The organism is Flavobacterium sp. UW10123, from assembly GCF_040538975.1.
Classification (GTDB): Bacteria; Bacteroidota; Bacteroidia; order Flavobacteriales; family Flavobacteriaceae; genus Flavobacterium.
Map to the genome: position 1 here is coordinate 126809 of NZ_JBEWQE010000015.1, position 25486 is coordinate 152294.

The 25486-nt window shown below is 32.6% G+C and carries 22 protein-coding genes; 13 read left to right on the forward strand and 9 right to left on the reverse strand.

Annotated elements, in window-relative coordinates; all coding sequences use genetic code 11:
- The first annotated feature begins 294 nt into the window (after positions 1–294).
- The 11 genes from ABXT06_RS17945 (at position 295) to ABXT06_RS17995 (ending at position 7969) form a co-directional block, all read left to right on the forward strand.
- Complete coding sequence (locus ABXT06_RS17945; protein ID WP_354591966.1) at positions 295–969, forward strand: hypothetical protein; 675 nt, start codon at positions 295–297, stop codon at positions 967–969.
- Between the two features lie 43 nt (positions 970–1012).
- The gene (locus tag ABXT06_RS17950; protein ID WP_354591967.1) at positions 1013–1615 is read left to right on the forward strand and encodes a hypothetical protein; all 603 of its coding nucleotides are present in this window, start codon (positions 1013–1015) and stop codon (positions 1613–1615) included.
- Between the two features lie 360 nt (positions 1616–1975).
- On the forward strand, positions 1976–2458 hold the full coding sequence (locus ABXT06_RS17955; protein WP_008461932.1) for a M15 family metallopeptidase: 483 nt from the start codon (positions 1976–1978) through the stop codon (positions 2456–2458).
- Positions 2459–2462: 4 nt separating this feature from the next.
- Entirely contained in the window at positions 2463–2927 is a 465-nt protein-coding gene (locus ABXT06_RS17960; protein WP_354591968.1) for a hypothetical protein, read from the forward strand.
- Between the two features lie 3 nt (positions 2928–2930).
- Entirely contained in the window at positions 2931–3263 is a 333-nt protein-coding gene (locus ABXT06_RS17965; RefSeq protein ID WP_354591969.1) for a hypothetical protein, read from the forward strand.
- A 179-nt stretch (positions 3264–3442) separates the two neighbouring features.
- The gene (locus tag ABXT06_RS17970) at positions 3443–3730 is read left to right on the forward strand and encodes a hypothetical protein (RefSeq protein ID WP_008461929.1); all 288 of its coding nucleotides are present in this window, start codon (positions 3443–3445) and stop codon (positions 3728–3730) included.
- Positions 3717–4019 carry a hypothetical protein gene (locus ABXT06_RS17975; protein WP_111376180.1) on the forward strand — a complete coding sequence of 101 codons (303 nt, stop codon included), beginning with the start codon at positions 3717–3719 and terminating at the stop codon, positions 4017–4019. Before ABXT06_RS17970 ends, ABXT06_RS17975 begins: the two co-directional genes overlap by 14 nt.
- A 137-nt stretch (positions 4020–4156) precedes the next feature.
- Positions 4157–5230: a hypothetical protein gene (locus ABXT06_RS17980; protein WP_354591970.1), complete on the forward strand. Its 1074-nt coding sequence runs from the start codon at positions 4157–4159 to the stop codon at positions 5228–5230.
- A 15-nt stretch (positions 5231–5245) separates the two neighbouring features.
- Positions 5246–5917 (forward strand): hypothetical protein, encoded by a 672-nt coding sequence (locus ABXT06_RS17985; RefSeq protein WP_354591971.1) that lies wholly within the window; start codon positions 5246–5248, stop codon positions 5915–5917.
- A gap of 34 nt (positions 5918–5951) precedes the next feature.
- Positions 5952–7409 (forward strand): fibronectin type III domain-containing protein, encoded by a 1458-nt coding sequence (locus tag ABXT06_RS17990; RefSeq protein ID WP_354591972.1) that lies wholly within the window; start codon positions 5952–5954, stop codon positions 7407–7409.
- Positions 7410–7501: 92 nt separating this feature from the next.
- A complete protein-coding gene (locus ABXT06_RS17995) occupies positions 7502–7969 on the forward strand; it encodes a phage holin family protein (RefSeq protein ID WP_343586104.1) in 468 nt (155 codons plus the stop codon).
- 54 nt (positions 7970–8023) lie between these two features.
- Here ABXT06_RS17995 and ABXT06_RS18000 read toward each other — a convergent pair whose 3' ends face one another.
- The 7 genes from ABXT06_RS18000 to ABXT06_RS18030 all read right to left on the reverse strand — a co-directional run bounded on the left by ABXT06_RS18000 (position 8024) and on the right by ABXT06_RS18030 (position 21987).
- A complete protein-coding gene (locus ABXT06_RS18000) occupies positions 8024–10036 on the reverse strand; it encodes a protein-disulfide reductase DsbD family protein (RefSeq protein ID WP_354591973.1) in 2013 nt (670 codons plus the stop codon).
- 228 nt (positions 10037–10264) lie between these two features.
- Positions 10265–13054: a M16 family metallopeptidase gene (locus ABXT06_RS18005; RefSeq protein ID WP_354591974.1), complete on the reverse strand. Its 2790-nt coding sequence runs from the start codon at positions 13052–13054 to the stop codon at positions 10265–10267.
- Between the two features lie 86 nt (positions 13055–13140).
- Positions 13141–14274: a redoxin domain-containing protein gene (locus tag ABXT06_RS18010; RefSeq protein WP_354591975.1), complete on the reverse strand. Its 1134-nt coding sequence runs from the start codon at positions 14272–14274 to the stop codon at positions 13141–13143.
- A 58-nt stretch (positions 14275–14332) separates the two neighbouring features.
- Entirely contained in the window at positions 14333–15535 is a 1203-nt protein-coding gene (locus tag ABXT06_RS18015) for a redoxin family protein (protein WP_354591976.1), read from the reverse strand.
- Positions 15536–15603: 68 nt separating this feature from the next.
- Positions 15604–17010 (reverse strand): RagB/SusD family nutrient uptake outer membrane protein, encoded by a 1407-nt coding sequence (locus ABXT06_RS18020; RefSeq protein WP_354591977.1) that lies wholly within the window; start codon positions 17008–17010, stop codon positions 15604–15606.
- A 17-nt stretch (positions 17011–17027) separates the two neighbouring features.
- The gene (locus ABXT06_RS18025; RefSeq protein WP_354591978.1) at positions 17028–20600 is read right to left on the reverse strand and encodes a SusC/RagA family TonB-linked outer membrane protein; all 3573 of its coding nucleotides are present in this window, start codon (positions 20598–20600) and stop codon (positions 17028–17030) included.
- 238 nt (positions 20601–20838) lie between these two features.
- Positions 20839–21987 carry a FecR family protein gene (locus tag ABXT06_RS18030; protein ID WP_354591979.1) on the reverse strand — a complete coding sequence of 383 codons (1149 nt, stop codon included), beginning with the start codon at positions 21985–21987 and terminating at the stop codon, positions 20839–20841.
- A 280-nt stretch (positions 21988–22267) separates the two neighbouring features.
- Here ABXT06_RS18030 and ABXT06_RS18035 point away from each other — a divergent pair, with 280 nt between their 5' ends.
- On the forward strand, positions 22268–22879 hold the full coding sequence (locus ABXT06_RS18035; protein ID WP_354591980.1) for an RNA polymerase sigma factor: 612 nt from the start codon (positions 22268–22270) through the stop codon (positions 22877–22879).
- A 48-nt stretch (positions 22880–22927) separates the two neighbouring features.
- Here ABXT06_RS18035 and ABXT06_RS18040 read toward each other — a convergent pair whose 3' ends face one another.
- Positions 22928–23677, reverse strand: coding sequence for an MBL fold metallo-hydrolase (locus ABXT06_RS18040; RefSeq protein WP_354591981.1), 750 nt, complete (start codon positions 23675–23677; stop codon positions 22928–22930).
- A 103-nt stretch (positions 23678–23780) separates the two neighbouring features.
- On the opposite strand from ABXT06_RS18040, the gene ABXT06_RS18045 reads away from it, so the two are divergent.
- A complete protein-coding gene (locus ABXT06_RS18045) occupies positions 23781–24659 on the forward strand; it encodes a LysR substrate-binding domain-containing protein (protein WP_354591982.1) in 879 nt (292 codons plus the stop codon).
- 78 nt (positions 24660–24737) lie between these two features.
- Here ABXT06_RS18045 and fsa read toward each other — a convergent pair whose 3' ends face one another.
- Entirely contained in the window at positions 24738–25394 is a 657-nt protein-coding gene (gene fsa, locus ABXT06_RS18050) for a fructose-6-phosphate aldolase (RefSeq protein WP_091498100.1), read from the reverse strand.
- Positions 25395–25486: the final 92 nt, after the last annotated feature.

Sequence of the window (25486 nt, forward strand, 5' to 3'; positions counted from 1 at the left end):
ATAGTTTATGCAATTATATGCTTTATTCCTGAATATACTTTAGAAAGACAATTAAGAACTTTATTAATCTTTTCTTCATTTTCCTTAAGTCTAGTTTTTTCTGTAATTGCAATAATTTACATGCTAATGAAAAGAGAAATATTTTACCCAAAAATTATATTCGCTTGTTTTCCTATAATTTATTTGTTATCAATTTTTGTGAGGGTATATATCCTATAAGAAATGTATAAAGTAATGAAAATCCAAAAACTTCTCTTTCTTCTAATATTTGCAACAATTATAAGTTGCAATAAAATGATAAAAAAAGATGGATATATAACTTTAAACAAAAAGCCCACAATAAAACATTCTAAAATTAATCTGACTATAAACAATCAAAAGATATGTAATTATTATTTTGATGAATCTCAAAAACTAGTTAAATATCAAGATTTTAGTAGCAATGGAGAATCGTATCAGGAAACTAATCTAGAATATAAAAATGGTAAATTTGATTACGCTTTCTCCGGATCTGACAAAAATAATAAAAATGACTGGTCATCCAATTACTATTCAAATATTGAATTTTACGATGATTTTTTAATTACAAAAAACATCAAAATAGACAATCCTTTTATGCTTTCCAGCGAAGTAAAGGATATTCAAAATTTACTGGCCAATATTGAGAGTTTTCAAAAAACAAGCAGAAATAATCAAACGATTTTCAAATCTAAAAAACTAAATCTCAATATAAGATTTAGTCCATCCAAAATAACATTATTTATTCCTCTTAACTCCATTATTAACAATTTCGAATACATACTAGATAAAAATGGATATTTGATCAAAGAAACTATTGCCTTTAATGACGGTGTATTAACTATAAGTTTTTTCTACAATAACCAAAAGATTAGCAAAATCATTTATTCTTTAAGATATAATAATGGAGAAATGCTAGTATCAAATCAAAACTATAGGTACTTTATTTAAGAATTAATGACCCAGAAATTATTCCGTACAAAAACTAAATAGAATGAAAAAAATAATAATCCTTTCTTTGCTTATAAGTTTCTATTGCAATTCGCAAAACAAACAATGTATTGACAAAGACATTAGAATCGAGTATCTATCAGATATTGACAAACTCATAAAAAGTAAATACATCTGTGATAATTCTTTTGAAACATTTGGAAAAGATCGATTAGATAAATGTAAGGTTTTGTTTTGTGATAAAAATTACAAGGTCATATCTGACCAATACAAAACTCGAATTCTTATAGATAAAAAGCTAAAATTAAATTTCGCAATTGTCTGCATCTTACCTGATTTTAAAATTAGGAAAGAAACTCCCAATTCGCTTTATTTATTAGATGATAAATTAATGCCCGTATATTCAGTATCTATGTCTGGTGAAAAGAATTATCATGTATATAAATATGAATATATAAATGGAAACATAATTACAAAAAAAGCGATTGATAAAGAAAGTCACAATATTAATATTGATAAACTAACATATAAAGAAATCGTTTTATTAGTATCAAAAATTAAACAAAAATTCACCTTTAAGAAAGAGAAAGATAGTTTTGATAATTATTTTTACGATGTTCCTTTATGGACTGAAGGATACAGATAATGCATAAAAAATATTTTTTTACCTTTTAATTATGCCCCCGTTTTTCTAAGCTCGAGAAACGGGTATTTTTTTGCATTTTTCTTCAATCTAAAAATGCAAAATCCTCTAAAAAAACATTCTTTCATCTACTGAAGCTACTGTCTTACAGAGCCATAATATTTTAAAAACATTATATTTAGACGTATTTTTACAGTCTAAATAAAACAACATTTTAATCTCAAAATGAGATCGTAAATAAGAGTTTTTTTCAATTCTAAAAAACTCAAAAACACAAAAAATCTTACCGCCAATTTAATACCGTGATTGTTTTTCAGGCAATCGGGAAAGGCTTTTATTCTTAAATCATTAACAAACATAAACATGGATCAAACAACAAAAAAACACATTGATTTGCTTCATCCTTCAGTAAGAGAAGAAGTTACCAAAATTATCGAAGAATGTGATTTGGCACTTACTGGAAGAGCAAAAGTACGCATTACTCAAGGACTTAGAACTTTTCAGGAACAGGAAGATCTTTATGCTTTTGGCAGAACCAAACCAGGAAAAAAAGTAACCAATGCCAAAGGCGGACAATCGATTCACAATTACGGATTTGCAGTAGATATCTGTTTAATCATAGATGGAAAAACTGCTTCATGGGACACGGCAAAAGATTGGGATGATGACCAAGTTTCAGATTGGCAGGAATGCGTTGATATCTTCAAAAAACATGGGTGGAACTGGGGTGGAGACTGGAAAACTTTTAAAGATCTTCCGCACTTTGACAAAAAAGGATATGACGATTGGAAATTACTCAGCCGACTAAAACGTGACAGAAAAAACTATGTAATCTTATACAAATAATCATATGAAACATTTAAAATTAATTGCTTTTTTAATTGCTCTCTCTTTCATTACAACTTCTTGTGATTCAACTAGAACTGCTTTATTTGATTCCTATTCGTATCAAAAAACAACTGAAATTAAAGTGGAAGCAATTAAAATTATGGATAAAGCTGTTACGCCTTATCAAGATCACAAACAAGAGGTTGAAGCCCTTTTTCTGGAAATTGAAAAGCTGCAAGAATATGAAAAGAATAAACCTAATAACAAAATTACTTTTGCGATGTGGCAGATTCTTAGCAATAAGGAAAAAAATCTCTTAGCAGGATTCTTTAAACGCTGGGAAAGTAAAGAAGTTTTATCTCCTCTCTTTATTGATGAATCTAAAAAACAAATTTTAAGTGCTCTAGATCTGCTCATTCAGTACGAAATCAACAAAGATAAAGAATCAAAAGAACAGCTTTTAGAACTAATCAATCTTAACTCTTAGAAAATGAACACCAATAATTTAGTACAAGAAATAAAAGAAAAAGTACGGCTTCTTATAGCTGAAAGTTATAAAGATTTTAAACCTGGATTGGAAAAGGATTTGAAAACTTTTTTAGAAACATCTGCCGAAAAACTGGAACGCTGGACTGTTCTTTATGCCAATGAAGGAATTAATGAAGAAGAACTAGAATGGCTCTTAAAAAGTCAGATAGATTTAATTTCACTTCAAGCATTACAAACTGCCGGAATATCAAAAATTAAATTAAATGCTTTTAAAAACAATATCCTAAAATTGATTTTTGAATTCATTATCAGTTTAGTTGTAAAACGCTCTTAACTCACTGAAATACAACAAAAACATCTTGCTGAAACTACAGAATCTGAAGCTTAAAAATCTTGATAAAGGCAGAAGCATGATGTATTTTTACACTATCAAATCCGATGGATATGGCGCGCAGATTCAAAGGAAAATCCACACACATTTTTAACAAACAATCCCTTAAACAGTAACAAAATATGAAAGATTTTATCATAGATGAAGATCTACTAATTCAAGGCGGAGACTTCGCTATTAAAGATTCAGATCAGCAAAACATAGAACATTTACTGCTAAGCCAAAAAGGAAGTTATAAAGAATTTCCAATTCTTGGTGTAGGAATTAAAAAATACATCAACAGTCCGGATGCAACTTCCAGACTGCGATTAGAAAACGAAATAGACAAACAATTATCGTATGACAAATTTCATGTAAAAACGTTAGATGTCAACGATTTACAAAACATTAAAATCGATGGAAACTATTAAACCGCAAGAAAATCAGAACATTTTTGACATTTCTCTACAAGAATATGGAAGCATAGAGAAAGTATTTGACATTTTAGAAGACAATGACCAATTTGACCTTACAGAAGATCTTTCTGTTTACAAAGATTTAAAAACAGGAAGAGATGCTTTTAAAAAAGACATTGTTGAATATTATAATTCAAGAAACCTAAACCCTGCGACTGCTATTACAGACGAAGAACAATATCTGCTGGACAACTTCTCAGGAATTGATTACATGATTATTGAAGATGATTTTATCATTTACTAAAATCTCTCATTCCCTCTTTTTAGAAATCTCTAAAACGAAAACTACATCTCTGTAGTACTTACCAAAAATCATAAAAGCAACTATCTATAAGCATATTACACATGTCTTACAGGCTAAACTATATCTAAAAATAAAATATGGCACGTACAATTGCTGAAATTCAGAACGAAATTCTGATTGAAAAAAAGAAGCAAAGTTCTCTCAACGGCTTAAATAGCGACTCAAAAACAAGCATTTGGGGACTTTGGACAAATATCGTAGCGACGGCTATTTGGGTACATGAAAAAATAGTAGAAAAAAATGCCTTAATATCTAGACCACACACTTTAAACTGGTATCGAGAACAGGCTTTAAATTTTCATTACGGTTCTCCATTAGACCCAAACTCCACTGAAATGTCCTTGATTTGGAAAGATGGTTCATATCAATTTGATACTACAAATCTTTCTGAAGCTCAAATTGAAGAAGCTAAGATTATTAAATACTGTGCTGTAAGTGAAATTGACCTGGAAACAGTACTTAATCCTGATAAAGAAATAACAGAAATTTTTTCTGATTATTTCCATAATAAGGTTGGCGTCGTTTTTATAAAAGTAGCAACTCAAAAAGGAGATGCTATTTCTAGAATTGATGTTCCAAATGAACTCTTTGCCTTCAAAGAATATATTGCTAAAATTAAGGATGCTGGAAACCAAGTTTACATCACTTCAGACGATGGTGACATTTTAAAACTAAATCTAAATGTTTATGTAGATCCTTTGAGTATCTACATTAATCCAAAAGATGTAGAATATTACAAACTAAAAAGTTTACAAAAACCAACTAAAGAAGAGCTAGCTAAATTGGCAGAATATGAATTGGCTTTGAAAAGCATTCCATTAGATTCTGCTAACGGTTCTTTAATTTTAGACAGAAGCATATTTCCCGTCATAGATTATATAAAAGAACATTTAAGAAACATCGAATTCAACGGCGCATTTGTCAAAACGTACTTAATTGATTCTATTCAAAAGACAGAAGGCATTAAAATCCCAATCTTGAGTAAGGTTGAGACTTCTATTGCGAAAAATCCTAATGACACTGAAAATCCGGATTTAGCTGATGTTACTCCAATCGAATATTTCATTCCGAAAGCTGGATATTTTGATTTGGATGCTCTTCAGGTTGAAGTGAACTACATTCCTTATACGTTTTATAGAGATAAACAATAGTCAAATACTTTTACAATGAACAAATACACCGTTTTAAAATGGGAAAAACTTCTTTTGTGGCTGATCCCTCCTATTCTTAGAAAAAAAACACATGTTGACTGGCTTGATGTTTTGCTTACTCCGCTTCATTCCTTATATGAAGATATTCTTTATAAAATGCAGCATACTGGACAGGTTATTTATTTGGAAAAAGTACTGAATGAGACTTTCAACATTACAAAAAATTACAATCCAAATTTCAGCATCGAAGAAAAACGACAAGAAGGATTAATTTATATAGATGAATCTATCAGACCTTCCTTGCAATATCTGTACCTCCATAAGGAGTATTACAATCCAGATAAAATTTCACCAGATGGAAAGAAAGTTCAAGGAGATATAAGAATCCCATTGCTTGAAATTTTTAGAAATCACGAGTATAATAACAAAGACCACAAACCAATTTATTTAGCGCATCGGGAAGATTACACCAAAATTTCTTATGCTAATTTCAGAGTTTTTATACCAGTAGCTTTAGTCGCAAATGGAACCATAACTGCCGAAACAAACTCAGATTCTCTTACATCCCAAACAGAAGCAATCAACATTGTTTCTTCAGAATATCACAATCTTCTTAACTTCTATAAACTAGCTGGAAAAAGTTATGAAAGTTATTGTTATTCTGTAAAAAAACAACTCGAAGAATAAAAACAATACATCTACATCTTATAAATAATAAAAAATGAAACAAGTAAATTTTAGTCATCCTGGAGGTTTTCCTCTTGAGCAGGAAACTTTAGAAAGACTTCAAACAGCATATAGATCTGAATTGTATGAAGCTATAAAAAGACATTTAAGTATTTTACCAGATACAAATTATCTTATAGCACATGCTCAAAGCGGTAAACAAGGCTGGGCTGTTGTTCATCAAGATGGAGAGGGAATCTTATATCCTATTACTTTTCCTATTACTGGCGGCGTAACTAATTATTTAAAAACAATTAGAACAACCACAAATTTAATTTATGGTGACGGAAACTCGCAAAAAGCCTATACTGATTATCAAGCGGAATATGTAAGTGCTAAGGGAACTCCAACAACAAATGATAAAGAAACTGTAAATTATTATGATTTAAATACTTTTAAAACTGTAAAAAGTATTCAGGCAATTGAAGAAATAATTGCAGGAATAGATGGCAGAATTAAAACTATTGAAGCTACTATTCCGGTAATAGACAATAGAGTTAAAACTATTGAAACTGCTATTCCAGTAATAGACAATAGAGTTAAAACTATTGAAACGACTTTACCTACAATAGATACCAGAATTAATACAATTAAAAATGATCTTGAGTCCTATCTTCCTTTAGATGGTTCCAAAGCCATGAAAGGAGATTTGAATCTTGGTACGCATCAATTATATTTAAATAATACAAATGCAAGTCCTAATGGTTCATTATTAGTATTAGATAATTCAAATAAAGTTGTTAAAAGCAACACGATGATTGAAAAGTTAATTGAGCGTGTCGAAATTTTAGAACAACAAAAACCTACAGCTGTGCCAATTGGAATGATTGCGATATGGGGTAAACCAGCTCCATTTCCTGAAGGCTGGGAAGAATATGTACCTTCAAGAGGGAGAATGCCTATTGGTTTAGATACAAATGACTCTTCATTTAACTCTTTACAGAATTATGGTGGTAGTAAAACTAAAAAACTTGAGATTAGTGAAATTCCACCGCATACGCATACTTATGATAAAGCTATTGAGGGCAGAGGATATCAAACTAAAGCTGATAAATATCCTTATGGGGATAGCACTTCTGAAGTTTCTGGGTCGACTGGAGAAGGATTACCTTTTTCTATAATGAACCCATACAAAGTTGTCCACTTCATAGAATATACAGGACGTTCCCTTACTACGACCGCATTGACAACACCTCCAAATTTAATAGCCCAAAAAATAGGTGCCACATTTGTCGATTTGTCATGGATCCCCACATACACTAATGCAGGTATTACTAATTATCTCATTTACAAAGACAGTATTTTATTTGCAAGAACAAATAATGTATCTTTTTTTACTGTTAATGGGTTATCTAGAAGCTCCTCATATAATTTTTGCATAAGAGCACAAGATGCCTCAGGAGATATGTCAGGTGAAAGCAATACTTTACGAATAAAAACTAACTTACTTTAAGGCATCCAATTAATAATGATCTTTTTGGGGTTAAAAACCCCAAAAAGATCTCCTATCTAAACCCCAAATAAATTTCTAAAAACAAAATACTCATGCAAAAAATTTCAGAATATGCAGACCAACTCAAACTACTGCTTTATATAATTTTTATGTACTTAGAAATAGATACAGGAATTGTCAAAGTTTTATTCTATTTAATGATAATGGATACTTTTTTAGGTGTTACTAAAACTATTGTCCTAAATAATCATTTTACTTTTAAAAAATTAGCGGTTGGATTCGTATCTAAATTGGCGGTTTTATTAATCCCAACCGCTTTAGCGCTTATGAGCAAAGGACTTAATTATAACTTTAATTGGTTTGTTACTGTCGTAATGGATTTACTTATCGTTAGTGATGGAATCTCCATAATAAGTAATATCATTGCGATAAAGACTAAAAAAGAAGTCGAGAATTTTGATGCCATGACACTAATTCTCAAATCAATTCGCAATCGTTTAATAATGCTTTTTAAAAAACTTCTAATCACAATTGATCCAAAATTTCATGTGGAAAAATAAACCTCCAAAATCAAATTGATTTTGAAGGTTTTCTAAATATCTTTTTAAAAATATTTACTTCTTAAACTTCCCAATTCCACTCTGCAACCATCCATAATACTCCTTAATATTCGGATTATAAGCTGACGGCTCTGTCAAGTTCACACTATTATGATCCGCAATCACATAAAAAGGCTGCGCATTTGCTTTGTAGGTTTTAATCTGTAAATCGCTCCATTTGTTTCCAATTGTTTTAATCTTTTTTCCTGTGGATTCAGAAATGTATTGTTCGCTCTCTGGAAGTTCTTTTTTATCATCAACATAAAGCGAAATCAAAACCACATCATTATTTAAAACCTCTAAAACTTTCGGATCTGACCAAACCAATTCTTCCATTTTTCGGCAGTTTACGCACGCATATCCTGTGAAATCTAATAAAACTGGTTTTCCAACTTTTTTAGCATACTCCATTCCTTTATCGTAATCATGAAAAGTGATGATGTTCTGCGGTCCATGTTCTGCTCCTTCTGGCAATGAACCTGTTATTTTTAGTTCTGAATTACTAGAAACTCCTAATCCGTTTGGAGATTCGCTGTATTGCATTGGAGGAGGAAATCCGCTAATTAATCTTAATGGAGCACCCCAAAGTCCAGGAATCAGGTAAATAGTGAAACTTAAAACGATTAATCCGAAACTTAATCTTCCAACTGAAATATGATTTAATGGAGAATCATGCGGCAAAGTAATTTTTCCGAATAAATAAAAAGCCAGCATTCCGAAAACAGCAATCCAAATCGCAAGGAAAGTTTCTCTTTCTAACCAATGCAATTGCAACACTAAATCAGCATTTGATAAAAATTTGAAAGCCAAAGCCAGTTCCAAAAATCCTAAAACTACTTTTACCGTATTGAGCCATCCGCCTGATTTTGGCAGTGCGTTTAACCAGCCTGGGAAAGCAGCAAATAATGAAAATGGTAATGCAATCGCAATCGAAAAACCTAACATTCCAACAATTGGCGCGATTCCGCCTTTTGAGGCAGCTTCAACCAATAACGTTCCTACAATTGGTCCAGTACAAGAAAAAGATACGATGGCTAAAGCCAAAGCCATAAAGAAAATCCCAATCAGTCCTCCTCTATCAGCTTGCGAATCAACTTTGTTGGCCAACGAACTTGGCAACACAATCTCAAAAGCACCTAAAAATGAACAGGCAAAAACCACTAATAAAATAAAGAAAACCAAATTGAACCAAACGTTGGTCGAAAGTGCGTTTAACGAATCGGCTCCAAAAACGGCTGTTACAATCGAACCTAATAAAACGTATATGATCACAATTGAAAAACCATAAATCATAGCATTTCTAATTCCTGTGGCTTTTGTTTTACTTTGTTTGGTAAAATAACTTACCGTCATCGGAATCATTGGGAAAACGCAAGGTGTCAATAATGCCGCAAATCCAGATAAAAATGCTAAAATAAAAATAGTCAGCAATCCTCGTGATTCTGTTTTCTTTGGTGAAGCAACAATTGGTTTTATTGCCTTTTCTTCTGTCTGAACAATCGTTTTTTCTTCTGTTTTAGCTGAAGCAGAATCTTCTTTAACCGCTACAGTTTCTTCGGCAGAAGCCAATTTCTTTTCATTCGGAATTTTAAAAGACAATTCTTCTGTTGTTGGCGGTAAGCAATTGCTGTCATCGCAAACCATAAATTCAACTTCTGCATCAACACTCGAAATAATTTCTGAAGCGAGTTTTATTTTCTGAGTAAAAAGTGCTTTATCTTCAAAATATTTAATTTTCATGTCGAAAATTTTATCCACAACTTCATGACCTTTTTCTTCAGTTGTTTTTCCGATAAGTTCAAACTTTTTAGTGGTATTTTTGAAAGTAAAAGCAGTTCTTGAAGGACCGCCTTCTTCAATGTATTGTCCGTACAAATGCCAGCCTGATTGTATCACAGCTTTGGCTTTTAAAATATATTCTTTATCAGATACTTTCTCAACCGATGTTGACCACTTTACGGGATTATACATTTGTCCAAATATGCTTCCCGAAAGCAGTAAAAGGAATAATATAAAAGTGTTTTTCATTGTTTTTTGATTTGGTGTTTAAAAAAAGAGCTGTCGGCAAAAACAGCTCTTTTTGTCTTTCACAGAAAATGGCTTACTAATTCAGATTCTAAAATGAAATAATGAAAGACAACTATTAAAAATTGTTGATTTTAGATTTAGTCGCAGTCGCAGTGTATAACTTTGTCAAAGTTTAAAACTTTGACAAAGTTATACACTGCGACTGGAAACTGAGACTGAGACTAAAAACTACTCCAAAGGATTTCCTTCCTTATCCAAAGAACCCGATTTGATGATAATCATTTTATCTAGTTTGATATACTTTTTGATCGCATCGTTTACCTGCTGTAAAGTAGCTTTTTCAATATCTTTTGGATACTGGTCAATATAGCTTGGCTCTAAACCTCTTTCAATAAAACTTAAAATTGTTCTTGCCATTCCATTTGTGGTTGCCATTCCGACTTTAAAGCTTCCTATTAGATTCGTTTTCTTATTTTCCAATTCCTCTGCTGTAATACCGTCTTTCACCCATTTATCTACCTGAACCATTGTTGCGTCAAGACCTTTCTGAAATAAATTCGGGTTGAAAGAAGCGTTGACAAACCAGTAGCCTCCAGTTTCGATATTTCCGCCCAAACCAGAAGAAATGTTGTAAGTTAAACCGTCATTATCGCGAACTGTCTGCATTAAACGGCCTGCAAAACCAGCTCCTAAAGTATAGTTTCCGATAAAAAACGGAATATAATCGGCATCGGCTCTTTTTAAACCTGTAAACTGTCCGATGAATAATTCTGCACTTGGTTTTTCCAGAATCGTTACTACTTCTATTTTTGAATTTGATTTCGAAGCTTCTTCAAATTTTAGTTTTTCTGTAACTCCGCCATTCCAGTTTTTAAATGATTTTTTTAGAGAAGCATTTAAGTTCGCACCATCGGTATCACCTACAATTACCAAACGCATAGAAGCTGTTCCAAAATATTTTTTGTGGAAAGCTTTTACTTCATCCAAAGTTGCATTTTTGATATTGGCAATATTATCTTCAACACTTAAACTGTAATTAGGATTTCCTTTTGGATAAATCGCCTGAGATAAAGCAATGCTTCCTCTTTCGCCGGGATCATTTAAATCTTGCTGTGTATTTCCAATAAACTGCTGTTTTAAATTTTCGAATTCTTTTGCATCAAACAACGGATTTCTCAATTCTTCTGCCAATAGAGTAATTACTTGATCTAAATCTTTTTTCAAACATTTAAATCCAATATTAATTTTGAAAGTTGAAGCGTTTACATTTAATGAAACTCCTAGTTTCTGCAATTTTTCTGAAAATTTAAACTTGTCATTTAATGTCGTTCCTTTTGACAACATTGACGCTGTTAATGCCGGAATAATATCATTTTTAGTTTCGCTTGCATAATTTCCTAACGAAATACTTGCTGCAACGGTTACAAAATCTTTTGCTGAGGTTTTTACTGAAACAACATCAATTCCTGATACTTTTTCTCTTTTAAAAGCTGAAGCTGATTTTTCAGTTAAACTCGATTCAGAAATTAATTCTTCTGCTGTATTTTTAACTAAAGTTGGAACAGATGATTTTTCTTCATGAACATGTCCTTCATCTGAATGTCTGTAATAAAACGGTCCATTCTCATGCATATAATTATTAGCTTTTGCTGTATCTTGATTCTGATTACCAGCTTGTTTCGGAATAAAATATCCTGTTGTACTTTGATCTTCAACCAAATATTTATTTGCCACACGCATAACATCAGCTGGAGTTACTTTTTTCAACCTGTCAACTCCTGTAATGTAGTCTGTCCAGTCTCCAGAAGCAATTGCTTCGTTTAATGCCGATGCAATTACGCCAGAACCATCGCGAGCTAAAATAGTCTGTGCGCTAATTTTTGCCACCACACGATTTACCTCATCTTGAGTAACGCCTTCTTTTTGAATTTTAGCCACAACTTCACCGATTTTCGCATCGATATCTTCATGTCTTGAAGTCGTTGGAAAACCAACGCCAATTGAAAAAAGTCCAACCTCTTTAAAATTTGTAGCTTCTGCGTACGAGTAAATTCCTAAACGAGTATCTACAAAAGTTTTGTTTAAAATTGCTGTGGGGCCAACACCAATAATCTGAGCCAAAATATTCAAGGCAGGAAGATCTTCGTGCAAAGCTCCCGGAATTTTATAAGCTTTACTTACAACTCCTAATTCTCCAGGTTTTTTTACCGTTATTTTACGTGCACCATATTGTTGAGGTTCTTGCGTGTATGGTTGCGGCATTGCATTTGGCGCTTTTGTAATTTTACCAAAATACTTTTCGATTAGTTCAAAAACATTCTCTTTTTTGAAATCTCCAATAATGGTTAAAGTTGCATTATCTGGCCAATAATAAGTATTGTAGAAATTACGTAAAACTTCAATTGGCGCATTTTCAATATCCGATTTCCATCCAATTGTAGAATGATGATATGGATGTGCAATATATGCCGAAGCCCAGATTTCTTTATCCAATAAACTATTCGGATTGTTTTCGCCTCGTTCAAATTCGTTGCGAACCACAGTCATTTCTGCTTCTTTATCTTCTTTTAATAATAAAGAATTACGCATTCTGTCGGCTTCAATCTCAATAGCCAATTCGATTTTATCACTTGGCAATGTTTCAAAATAATTTGTACGATCGTACCAAGTTGTAGCATTTAACTGTGCTCCCGTATTTTGCAGAACATCCGTAATCGTGTTTCCGTTTTTCTTATTGAAAGTTGGAGTTCCTTTAAACATTAAATGTTCTAAAAGGTGTGTCGATCCTGTGTTTCCTAAAACTTCATGTTTAGAACCTACGCGATATACAATTTGTACAGTTGCAACTGGCGAAGCATTGTCTTGCAAAAGCAAAACATTCATCCCGTTTGGCTGGTATAAATATTCTTCAATTCCGCCTAATTCTTTTATTTTCTTGAAGTTAACCGATTTGCTCTGTGCTGAAATTAAGGTACAGAAAGCTAATGAGCAATAGCCCAGAAAGATGTATTTTTTCATTTTTTGTTGATTGAGATATTTAGCTTGAGGTAACTTTGTCAAAGTTTAAAACCTTGGCAAAGTTAAAGTTGCATATTTTTTAAAACTTAAGATTTACTAAAAATTTCTTTCAATTTAGATTGAAGTTCAGCTTCTCTAAGATTCTTAGCCACGATTTTTCCGTCAGGCCCAATTAAGTAATTGGTTGGAACCATTTTTACGCCATATAAAACAGCTGCTTCGTTCTGCCATCCTTTTAAATCAGAAACATGCGTCCAAGTTAAGCCGTCTTTTTCGATTGCTTTTTCCCAAAGTTTCTTTTTATCATCTAATGAAACTCCCAAAACATCAAATCCTTTGTCATGATACGTTTTGTAAGCCACTACTACGTTCGGATTTTCTTTTCGGCATGGACCGCACCAGCTAGCCCAGAAATCTACTAAAACATATTTTCCTTTATAATCTGATAATTTCACTACTTTTCCATTGATATCAGTTTGAGAAAACTCAGGTGCTACAACTCCAATTGCCGTTTTTTCGTTGAGGTCAATTGATGCCTTTAATTTTTTTCCGTAGAAAGATTTTTGAACTTCTGGAGATAAAATAGCGTAATATTCTTTTACTTTTTCAGGAGTTCCGTATGAAACAATTCTATCTTCGATTACTAATGCTCCACCTAAATTGTCTTTATTTTTTCTGATGAATTTATCAGTCAGATCATCCGCGAAAGCGCCAAGATCTTTCCATTTTTTATCCATCATAGTTTGCTGTTCTGGAGTCAATTTTACTTTTCCGCTTTGTGTAAGCGAATCAGATAGTTTGTAAATCGGACCAGCAATTGCCTGTATTTTTTTGAATTCGTTATCGTAGTACGATTTGTAGAATCCGTTTTGAGTTGCTCCTGTTACTTTCGCTTTAAAAACAGAATCTTTTTTGGCTTCGATTGTAATATCTTCATTGTCTAAAAGAAACATCGCACCGTATTCTTGCCCTTTAATTTTAAGCGTATGAAATAACGGTTCTCCTGTTTTTCCTGCAAAAGAAAATGTACCTTCTTTTACCTCAGCAGAATCAATTATTTTTTTATCTCCTTTTTCGTCTGCATATTCCAAATAAACTGTTCCTTTATCTAATCCAGCAATTTTTCCGTTGATTGTATACCCTTCTTTCTTCGCGCAAGAAGAAAATACCGTCGCTATTGCTAATGCGACTAAGCTAGATTTTAATACTGCATTTTTCATGTTATCTTTTTTGTTTGTTAGATTGCGATGTTTTTTAATTTTCAGTTTAAACTGAATACTATGATTTCATAAGTTCTTTCAGTTTTGCTTCTAATTCTGCACCTCTTAAATTATCGCCAATAATTACACCTTTACTATCTACTAAATAAGTTGCTGGAATTGCTTTTACGTTGAATGATTTGCTTACTTTATCATCGTCTAAAAGATTGTGCCACTGCATATTTTCTTGTCCCAATGCTTTTTGCCAAGCTTTTTCGTCTTTATCGATTGATATGCTTAAAATTTCAAAACCTTTAGATCCGTATTCAGCATAAGCAGTTTTAAGATTTGGAATTTCTTTACGACAAGGTCCGCACCAAGAAGCCCAGAAATCTACCAAAATATATTTTTTCCCAGCAACAATATCTTTGGCATGATATGCTTTTCCGTCCTTATCTTTCAAATTGAAATTAGCAATACTGGTTCCGATTAAAGATTTAGGATTCAAATCTTTATCTAAAATCTGTCCGTAATAACTTTTCTTTGCCACATCAGAAAACTGATCGTATAAAGGTTTTTGCTCTGGCGTGAAATAACTAAAGTTTGTCATCATAAAAAATGGTCCCCACCAAGTCGCTTTGTGTTTTGCAATAAGATCTAATGTTGTTTTTTCTACTTTGGTAAAAAAGGCTTTTTCTGCAGCTTCAAAAGTTTTCCATTGCTCAGTATTGTAAAGAGAATCAAGAACTTTTTTGTTTCCTTCTTTTCTAGCTTTTCCTACTTTATTGCTCAAATCATCTATTCCTACATGATAATCTTTATAATCTTTGTCTAGCTCATCTTTAAAAGCAGTTTCTTTCTTATAATAATCATGAGACTTAGAACCTGTAATTACTACATCTTTAAAAGTTATCCACTCTCCTTCTTTATCTGAAACTGTACCGGCAGCCGATACTCTTATTTTTGCATTTTCTGCCATTACAGAAATATTTCCTTTATTTTTTCCAAAAACAATATAGAAAAAACGAGGTTCATTTAATTTTCCTGTAAAAATAAATTTACCTTCTTTTAATGTGGTTTCAGCAACTGGCACTTCAGAAGAATGTGTTCCTCCTGGCACTAATTTTACAGTCGTTTCGTCGGCTAAACCTATTATATTTCCTTCAATAGAATAAGATGCTGCTGTTGGAGAAGCCGTTTTTTTCTTTTGCGCCTGACCATTATTTGAAATCATAAAAAAGCAGATGCACAATCCTAAAATTTTATATTTAATTGCTTTCATTTTTGATTGATATTTTTAGAAAAAGCTTCCCTTTCGGGGAAATCTAATCAGGAAGCTTTTTGTAATTATTATTTGTTTACGTTTTGTGTAATTGTTCCGTTTCCTGGATTATTTATTGCTCCTTGCGGGAAAGGAGATGTCCATAAGTGAGAATCTGAAGAAAGTGTATATGTTTTACCATCTACCACTTTTGTGAAACTAACTTTGTAAATTCCTTCAGCATTTAAACGACGGGCGTCTGCGTAGGGAATAAGCGTCATAATCAGCTCGTTGTTTTTCGTTCGGTAAATGGCATTCAAAGCTGTCGTTTTATCTGTAGTTGAAACATCTTGATAAGAAGCTGGAAGAATACGTGTTTTACGAACAGTATTTAAAACTGCCAATGCATCTGCAGTTTGTCCCGAACGTGCCAGACATTCTGCTTTTATTAAATACACTTCTACCGTTGTGATTCCTCCAAAATTGAAAGCTCCGGTCAAAGTTCTTCTATACGAAGTCTCAGCGCCTACTGTTCTAATTTTCCAGCGAGAAATAAATCTTGCATCGCCAGTTTCAAAACGTTGTGCACGAGCAACCGGAATGTCAAATTCTGCTCCTAAATTTGAAGAACTTCCGTGACGAAATGTATAATTTTCAACATAATTGAACCCCATTGGAGATGGTGTCGTTGTATATGAATTTGGTACATCGATAACAGCTTTATTGGCATTGTAGTATCCAATCCAATCATACAATTTATTATTTTCTGCTAAAGCTAAATCTGCATTTTTTAATGCTTCTGTATAATTATTCATCTGCAGATTAACTCTTGCATTGAAGGCATATCCTGCTCCTAAATTTGGATGTAGCGCCGTCTGAGAAACTTTTGGCAGATATGGCAGCGCATCTTTAATATCATTTAAAATAAAATCATACAATTCCTGAATTGTTACTTGTTTGCTTGGCGCATTAATATTAGCGCTCGTAATTAACGGAACTGATAATTTTGTCGATGCTGTTGAAGCCACATAAGTATCTGCATAAAAATTCACAAGATTGAAATAATTCATGGCACGCAGTAATTTTGCTTGAGCCCAAACTACTCTTTGTTCCTGTTCTGTTGCTTTTGTTGTTGTTAAAGCATTTTCGATTATTAAATTAAAAGTCGAAATTCCTTGGTAACCTCCATAATAAGTTCCTTCATCTGATGGTTTCAATTCGATACGATTTGCATTTTCATCCCACATATAGTTTGCATTATACAATCTATTACTGGATAAAGTTGCTGCATTTACAAACTGATCGTTTAACACGTGCAAAGCGGGCAAAACATCAACTCTCTGATTGGTGTATTCATCTCTTAAAAAAGCTTCAAAATCTGCCAATGTGGTTGGTGTTTTTGATCCTTTAGGAATATCGTCCAAATAATTTTCGCAAGATGCCAAAGTCAATCCTAAAGCTAATATGCACAGTGCCTTTTTATATATATTTTTCATCGTCTAGTCTTTAAAAATTAAAAGTTAACATTTACGCCAAAAACAAAACTCGGAGACTGGAAGCCATTTAAAAGGAATTTAGCATCTCTGCTCTTTGCGGCAGTAAACACATTTTCGGCATTTAGATTAAAACGCACTCCGTCTAAATTTACCCTCTTCATAAGTTCTTTTGGCATTTGATAAGCCAATGAAACGTTGCTTAATCTAATATTTGAAGCGTCTAAAATATTGATGTCTGCGTATGAATAAATAGTTTGTGAATCTGAACTAAAATCAGGTTCATACTCATAAACAACTCTCGGAACATTTGTAAATGCTTCGTCTCCTGGCTGTTGCCAACGATCTCTAATATGATTATTTACAACCGTAATATCTGTTACATAACCACCCATTGCACTATTGTAGTTATTATTGAGCATTGGCAAGAATGTATTTTTAATTTTATGTCCTAACTCATATACAAAAAGTGCCGAAAGCGAGAAGTTTTTATAATTGGCAGAAGTATGAAAAGAGCCGCTGTGAGTTGGCACCGTTGAGCCATAATCTTTAATAGCATCTACCTGCCCTGGATTGTATTTTACAGCAGTTCCTGAAGCATCATAAACTTGTGGCAATCCTGTGTTGCTTAGTCCTGCCCATTGGTATCCGTAAATAGAGTTAAAACTTGTTCCTACTCTTGGATAAGCCTGCGGATAATCTAACTGCAGATAATACACTGGAGCTTTAACGTTTATGTAATCTACTTTGTTTTTATTGTTTGCATACAAAACTGTTGCATCCCAAGAAAATGAAGGTGTTTTTACGATTGTTCCTCTCAAAGTTACCTCGATTCCTTTGTTGGTCATTGCTCCATTATTGATGGTATAAGTAGAATACCCCCAACCTTCTGTTGGAATTCCTTGACTGCTTGCCAATAAATCTTCTCCTTTTTTGTTGTAAAGATCTAGGCTTCCGCTTAATCTGCTTTTGAACAATGAAAAATCTAAACCAATATTGGTTGTTGTTGTTTTTTCCCAAGATAATTCTGGATTTGGTCTTGATCTTACTGTTCCCTGAGTTCCTCCAACATTTGAATTTGAGTTGTAATATGCTGTTAAATAAGGCGCTGTATCTTTAGCTACATTTCCTAAAATACCATAAGAAGCACGGACTTTAAGCGCATCTACCCATGAAACTTTAAAGAAAGATTCTTTATCAATATTCCATCCTGCTCCTGCAGACCAAGTTGGTTTATTCTGGTATTTACTGTCTGTTCCCCAAAGATTAGAACGGTCCATACGTATACTTCCAGAAACAGTGTATCTTCCATCATAAGTATATCCACCAGTTGAATAAACAGATACAAAACGGTTTAGCATCTCTTTTTCTAATGAAAAATCATCTTGAATCATGTAGCCTCCAAAAACTCCTCCGTATACTTTTAGCAAATCTGCCTGATTGATTGGTGCAAAACCTAAAGTTTGAGAGTCATAACCATAACGTGTATTATTGCTAAATTCTAATTTTGTATGGCGAATTTCCATACCTGCTATGGCAGAAAAATCATGTTTTTCATTAAAAGTCTGATTGAAATTTAACTGCTGACGGAAATTGTAAGCGTTTGTAAACTGATTGGTTTCTTTTATAATATCGCCATATGGAAGATTGTAAACCGCTTTATTGTTTACAATAGTAACCAATTCGTTTACTCTGTTTCTTACATAATAAGAATCTTTGCCAGAAAGCTGTTCTGCACGATCTGAACCATACTCGTATTGGAACATTGCATTGTATGTAAAGGCTTTGCTGAATTTAACGTTAAACTTTGCGTAAGTCCTGTTTAGGAAATTTTTGTTTTCAATAAGATTTCTTCCAAATTCATCCATTGGCGTAATATCCATATTATACAGACCGTAATTCTGCATAGACTGAAGCGTAAAATTATTGTAACGAGACGCAGCTGTAGAAACAAAATTTGTCCCATCATTATTTACCAATTGATTGTACGGCTGAAATTTAAATCCAGGAAGTGATGCAAAATAACTTTGTGTATCGCCAGTTCCGTAGTTTAAATAAGTTCCTAAATCTAACGACAGCCAGCTGTTAATTTGAGTAGAATTCTTCAGATTAATTCCCACAGACTGATTCTCAGAATACATATCCTCTAACTGATTGTCTTTGTAAGTGATCGATGCATTAAAAGTATTGTTTTCGCTTGCTTTACCTAAACTAAGATTGTGCTGCATAAAATACTGATCGCGTTTTGCATATTTCGCAATATCATCATAATATTTATACCCTTGTGAGCCAAGTGTATTCAAACGGTTATTCATTTCTGCCATCGAAATTTTGCCTGCATAACCATTTAATAAAGTATTCATTCCTAAACTTGTAAATGCAGCATTATTTAATAATGATTGCGCATAAGTACCTGCATTTGCACCTTGCAAATTCGGGTTTCCTGCCGCCCAACCCTTTTCTAAACCAATAATATCAGCAGAATCGGTAAGATTTCCGGTATAATTTCTATAAGGCGTAACGGTTAAATTGCTTGAAAATGAAATATTTGTTTTTCCAGCTTTTGCTTTTTTGGTTGTAATAACTACAACTCCGTTTGCTGCACGAGAACCATAAATAGAAGCCGCTGCCGCATCTTTTAAAACTGTAATGGTTTCAATATCTTCTAAATTCAGATTCGGCACATTTTCTTCTATAGTGGCATAAGGAGTCAATTTTGTACTCTCTACAGGAAATCCGTCAATAACGTATAGAGGATAAACCACACCTCTCATAGTTGTTGTTCCACGAATTTTACCATCCTGATATCCAACAATACGTCCTTCTAAAATTTTATCCATACTGCTTAAACGCTGTTCCTGAAACTCTTTTGCTTTCAGATTGGAGAAAGAACCTGTTATTTTCTCAGCAGAAATATTTTGGTAACCAGTTGTTAAAACCAAACCTTCTAATTGTTGCACATCTTCTTTTAAAACAACATTGATAACGCTTCTTCCTTCAACCTTTATTTCTTGTCTTACATATCCTAAATAAGAATATGCCAAAGTAGTTTCGTTGCTTACCGCAATAATTTGATATTCACCATTAAAATCGGTGTTTACACCTCTTCCTGAACCATTATCAGCAACTGCTGCTCCTACCAAAGGCATTCCTTTTTCATCAGTAACTCTACCTTTTACGATAAAATCTGCCACTTCTTTTTTTGCTCCAGCCGGCTTTTCGGCAGCCATTTTTCTAGGCGTCAGAATAATATGGTTTCCAGATACTTTAAAATCGGTACTGGTATTATTAAAAATTTTACTTAAAATAACTTCTATTGAAGCTTCGTATGCATTTACGTCGATTACTCTGTTTAAATCTACAGATCTCACATTGTAGACAAATCTGTAATCTGTAGTATATTCAAGCCTTTCAATCACTTTGGCAACAGTCATATTGCTAGCATTAAAAGAAATCTTGGATTTTTGAGAATAAGTGGTTCCGGCGTGCATTACTGTTAAGGCAGTTAGCAGAAATAATGTGGTCAATTTCATTTTCAAATCAAATTTCAAAAAAGGCTTATCAAACCTGATTCTGTTCAAGAGTTTTTTCATACTTTTAAAATGTTTTTTAATGTTGGTTGGTTAATTAACTGACCGCATATACTCTACCGGGAAATGTTGGCGCATTTTCCGGTTTTTTTATAGCGATCCTTTTTGTTTTGGATTTTTGTTACATAGGCCTCATTATTTTAGATTTCTGATTGTTGAGTTTAGATTTCTCAATCTTGTTTCTTATATTTTTTGTCTTTCTTCTTTGATCTTTGCTCTATAATCTTTCTTCTTTTTAACTCTATTTAATCGTAATTCTATCGCGGTCAATATCATAATCAATCTTATAGCTATCGCTGAAATATTTTAAAACGACCTCAATAGGTTCATTATCAAAACGGGCATTAAAAATTTCTTTTCCGAGGGTTTTATTTCTGTTAATAAACGTTACGTTGTACTGTCGCTCCAGTTTTTTGATAATATCATCAAAAGAAGCATTTTTAAAAACTAGACTTCCTTTTACCCAATCTGTGTAATAATCTGTATTAACTTGTTCTGTTGTAATTTTGGATTGTCCTCTTAGATTTGAACCCTTTTCTCCTGGTTTCAAATACACCTGATTTTTATCTGTTTTCTGATCTTTAAAAAGCGAAACTTTTCCTTCTACCAAAACAACATCGGTACTTACATTTTCGCTATACGTGTCTACATTGAATTTTGTTCCCAAAACCTCAACATTTATATTCTGCGTATTTACATTAAACGGATGTTCTTTGTCTTTCTCTACTTCAAAAAAAGCTTCTCCTAAAAGGTAAACTTGACGATTCTGATTTTTGCCAAACTGAACTGGATATCTCAATGATGTTCCCGAATTTAAATGCACGAGCGTTCCGTCTGATAATTGTACTTCAAACTTTTTTCCGTACGGAATTCTAATAGTATTGTAAACCAGAGCACCTTTAGAATATGCTTTTGTATAAACCAATTTACCTTTTTCCTGTCTTCCAATTACATTTCCGTATTTATCGGTTATGTTTCTGGCATCATTTGCGTTAAGATTTTGCGATTCGGTTCCGAGCTGCAATACAATTTCATCTTCTCTCGGAATGATAACATTTTCTTTAACTGGAACCGAAGAAGCATTTTTATAGAAATAAAATCCTCCCAAAGCCACAATTAAAATCGCAGCGTATTTATAATAAGATGAAAATCTTCTTTTATAGAAAACACTATTTTCCTTATTGATTCGTTCCGAAAGCTGTTTTCTAACTTCAGTCGAATCAAAAGTGTTCAAAGCAGCATCAATTGCATAATTGGTTTTTATAAAATCTTTAAATACAATTTGATTCTCTTCATTTTTTAACCACTCTGTCAGCTGCTCAATCTCTTCTTGAGAAGCTTGGTTTGTGATAAATTTAACAATTAGTCTCTCTGACTTTTTTACTGTCATTTTAGTCGTTTTTAATATTATTACGAAGCCAAAAAACAAAACCCTAACAATTTGATAAAGTTTTTTTCATTTTGCTGAATTTTCTATTTTTCACAAGTCTTTTCTCTCAATAAAACTCTACTAATTTGGTAGAAATTATAAATTAAAAGATTTATATTTGCATTTTTATCCTTTTTTTATTTGTAATAAATTTCGAATAGAAAAGCAAAAAAGAGATTGTTTTAGGCAAATTCAGTTCACTTTTTAACCTAAAAAACTATTAATTTATATATTTGTTTTTATGAAGATTGAGGATTACAGCGATAATACTATTTTAATTGAGTCTCTAAGAAATGGAGATGAAAGCGCTTACACCTACCTTATCGACACTTATCATCATAAACTTTGCGTATATGCTAACAGTCTGGTTAAAAATGTTTACAGCGCCGAAGATATCGTGCAAAATGTTTTTATTAAAGTCTGGGAACAGCGCACAAGATTAAAAACAGATCATTCTTTAAAAAGCTTTCTTTATAAATTGACTTACAATGAATTTATTGATTTGTACCGAAAAAATCAGTCTCTGTTTTCTCTTGAAAAGTCATATTATGATGCTTTAAATGGAATTGTTCAGGAAGAAGATTCAGAAGCTTTTCAAAGAGTTTTGAATGCTGTCAATAAAGAAATTCAGAACCTTCCACCAAAATGTAAAGAAGTTTTTATTTTGAGTAAAAAAGAAGGTTTAACGAATATCGAAATTGCAGAACACCTTGACGTTTCTATAAAAACTGTTGAAGCACAGATTACAAAAGCTTTTTCTATTTTAAGAACTTCACTTGAAGAAAAAGTGAGAAGTGTTTTGTTTCTTTTGTTTTCGGCTAAAAAAAAATTCAGGCTAAATAATTTAATCTGAATTTTCTTTTTATTGTTTTAAAACTGAAATTTATTGTAAAACTTTCATTTACGATACGTATTTCATTTCCTCTTCAAAAAACGCTACAAAAGGTGTTTTCATATCATGATAAAAAAGTACTTTCCAGTTCTCGTCTTTTGCCTGCTGTTCCCATTTTTTTCGAGATTGCATGGCGCGTTTTCCATCAAAATCAGTTTTATAAGCAACGTGCATTGACCAATATATTTTTTGAGGCAAATCATCGGCTCCATAAAAAACAATTTCATCATCGGCTTTAATCCAAAAAACTTGATGGAATTTTGTATGCCCTGCCGAAACTTCATAGAAAATTTCGTCTGTAATTTGTCCGCTATCAGAATTTAATAATTCCACATTAGGAAGTTTTTTCAGCTCATATAATATTTCAAATACATAAGAAGGATTATTAATTTGTTCCAAAGCAAAATCAATTTCTCTCTCTTGAATATAAATAGTTGCATTTGGAAAGTTTTGAACCAAATCTCCATCTTCAAAATAACCAATTCCTTCAATATGATCTTTATGCAGATGCGAAACCAAAACTTTTGTGATCTGTTGAGGTTCGATATTGTTCTTTCTTAAAATTTCATAAATAAACGGAACGCCATTATTTACAAATCCTAAACCGAAGTCTAACAGAATAACATCATTCTCTGTAATAACCACAAAGGGCTGAATTGCCATTTTTAAACCCGGAGCGGTTGATTCATCTGTCAAAAGCTGAAATTCTTTTTGAGAATTAGCAACATAATTTCCCTCTTGTAAAGCTATAATTTCCATTCTGTTTAGGCTTTAATTTTGCAACACGACAAAGTTCTTAAGAATTTATATATTTGTAAAACCTTATTTTTCGATAAAATCAATCGATAAAACCGATTTAGAAATGGAACTTCGACAGCTCAAATATTTCCTGAAAGCAAAAGAATTACTAAATTTTACCGAAGCTGCTTCGGCACTTTACATTAGTCAAAGTACATTATCGCAGCAAATAAAACAATTGGAAGATGAACTACAAGTTCCGCTTTTTAATAGAATCGGAAAAAGAATTACGCTTACTGAAGCTGGAGATTTATTTGCTGTTTATGCACAGCAATCTGTCAACAAAGCTTCTGACGGATTGGAATTATTAAAAGATCTAAATAATCTGGAAACAGGAAAAGTGGCAATTGGCGTAACGTATGCATTGCGTCATGTGGTTACAAAGGCCCTTATTTTATTTAGTTGTAAATATCCTAAAATACAATTCAAAATCGTATTCGGAACGTCTCAGGAATTAATTCAAAAACTAAATCATTTTGAACTCGACGTTATACTAACTTTTGAGGAAATTGCCTCTGAAGCCCATTTTAAATATTTGGAATTATTTACTTCTCCAATGGCTTTGGTTACGGCATCTGAAACGCCTTTGACACGAAAAAAAAGTATTTCTCTGGCGGAAGTTAGTTCTCTTCCTCTTGCACTTCCATCGAGTGGTTTTAGTACAACACAGTTTATCAATAAAGCTTTTGAAAAAGACAATCTTCACCCAGAAGTTACCATTGAAATTAATGATATTCCTACTTTACTCGAACTGATTAAAACAGGAAAATGGCATACCATCTTAACGAAAACAACAATTGAAGATGAGAAAGATTTGCATGCAATTCCGATAAGTGGTAAAAATATGACTCGAACGGCAATGCTAATTTCTTTGAAAGAAGTTTATGAAAAAAAAGCGGTTACAGTGTTTTTGAAAATGCTGATGGAAAATGTAAGTATATAGCATATAATCAATCTTATTTAAATTTTAAAAAGCTCTTTTCGTTAAAGGAAAAGAGCTTTTTATATTGTGCTTTTTAGTTTAGAGATTCATCTTTTTAGCATCTTCAACAAACTGTTTCAATCCGATATCAGTTAAGGGATGTTTCAACAATCCTTTAATTGCCGATAATGGTCCAGTCATAACATCTGATCCTATTTTAGCGCAATTGATAATATGCATCGTGTGTCTTACAGAGGCCGAAAGTATCTGGGTTTGATAATTATAATTATCGTAGATCTCTCTAATTTCAGCAATTAGGTTCATTCCGTCTGTAGAAACGTCATCTAATCTTCCTAAAAACGGAGAAACATAAGTTGCTCCTGCTTTTGCAGCCAATAATGCTTGACCAGCAGAAAAAACTAAAGTCACATTGGTGCGAATTCCTTTTGAAGAAAAATATTTGCAGGCTTTTACACCGTCTCCAATCATAGGCAATTTCACTACAATCTGCGGATGCAAAGCGGCAAGTTCTTCACCCTCTCTTACCATTCCGTCAAAATCGGTTGAGATTACTTCAGCCGAAACATCTCCATCAACAATATTGCAAATAGCCAAATAATGGTTTAAAATATTTTCTTTTCCTGTAATGCCTTCTTTTGCCATTAAAGACGGATTAGTAGTTACGCCGTCTAAAACGCCTAAAGCCTGCGCTTCTTCAATATCCTGAAGATTGGCAGTGTCAATAAAAAATTTCATAAGTTTTTTGGTTTGTGATTAATTGTAGAGACACTTAAGAGCATCTTAATTCTAGTGAGTCAAAAATGTGCATTTCGATTGATTCTATTCTT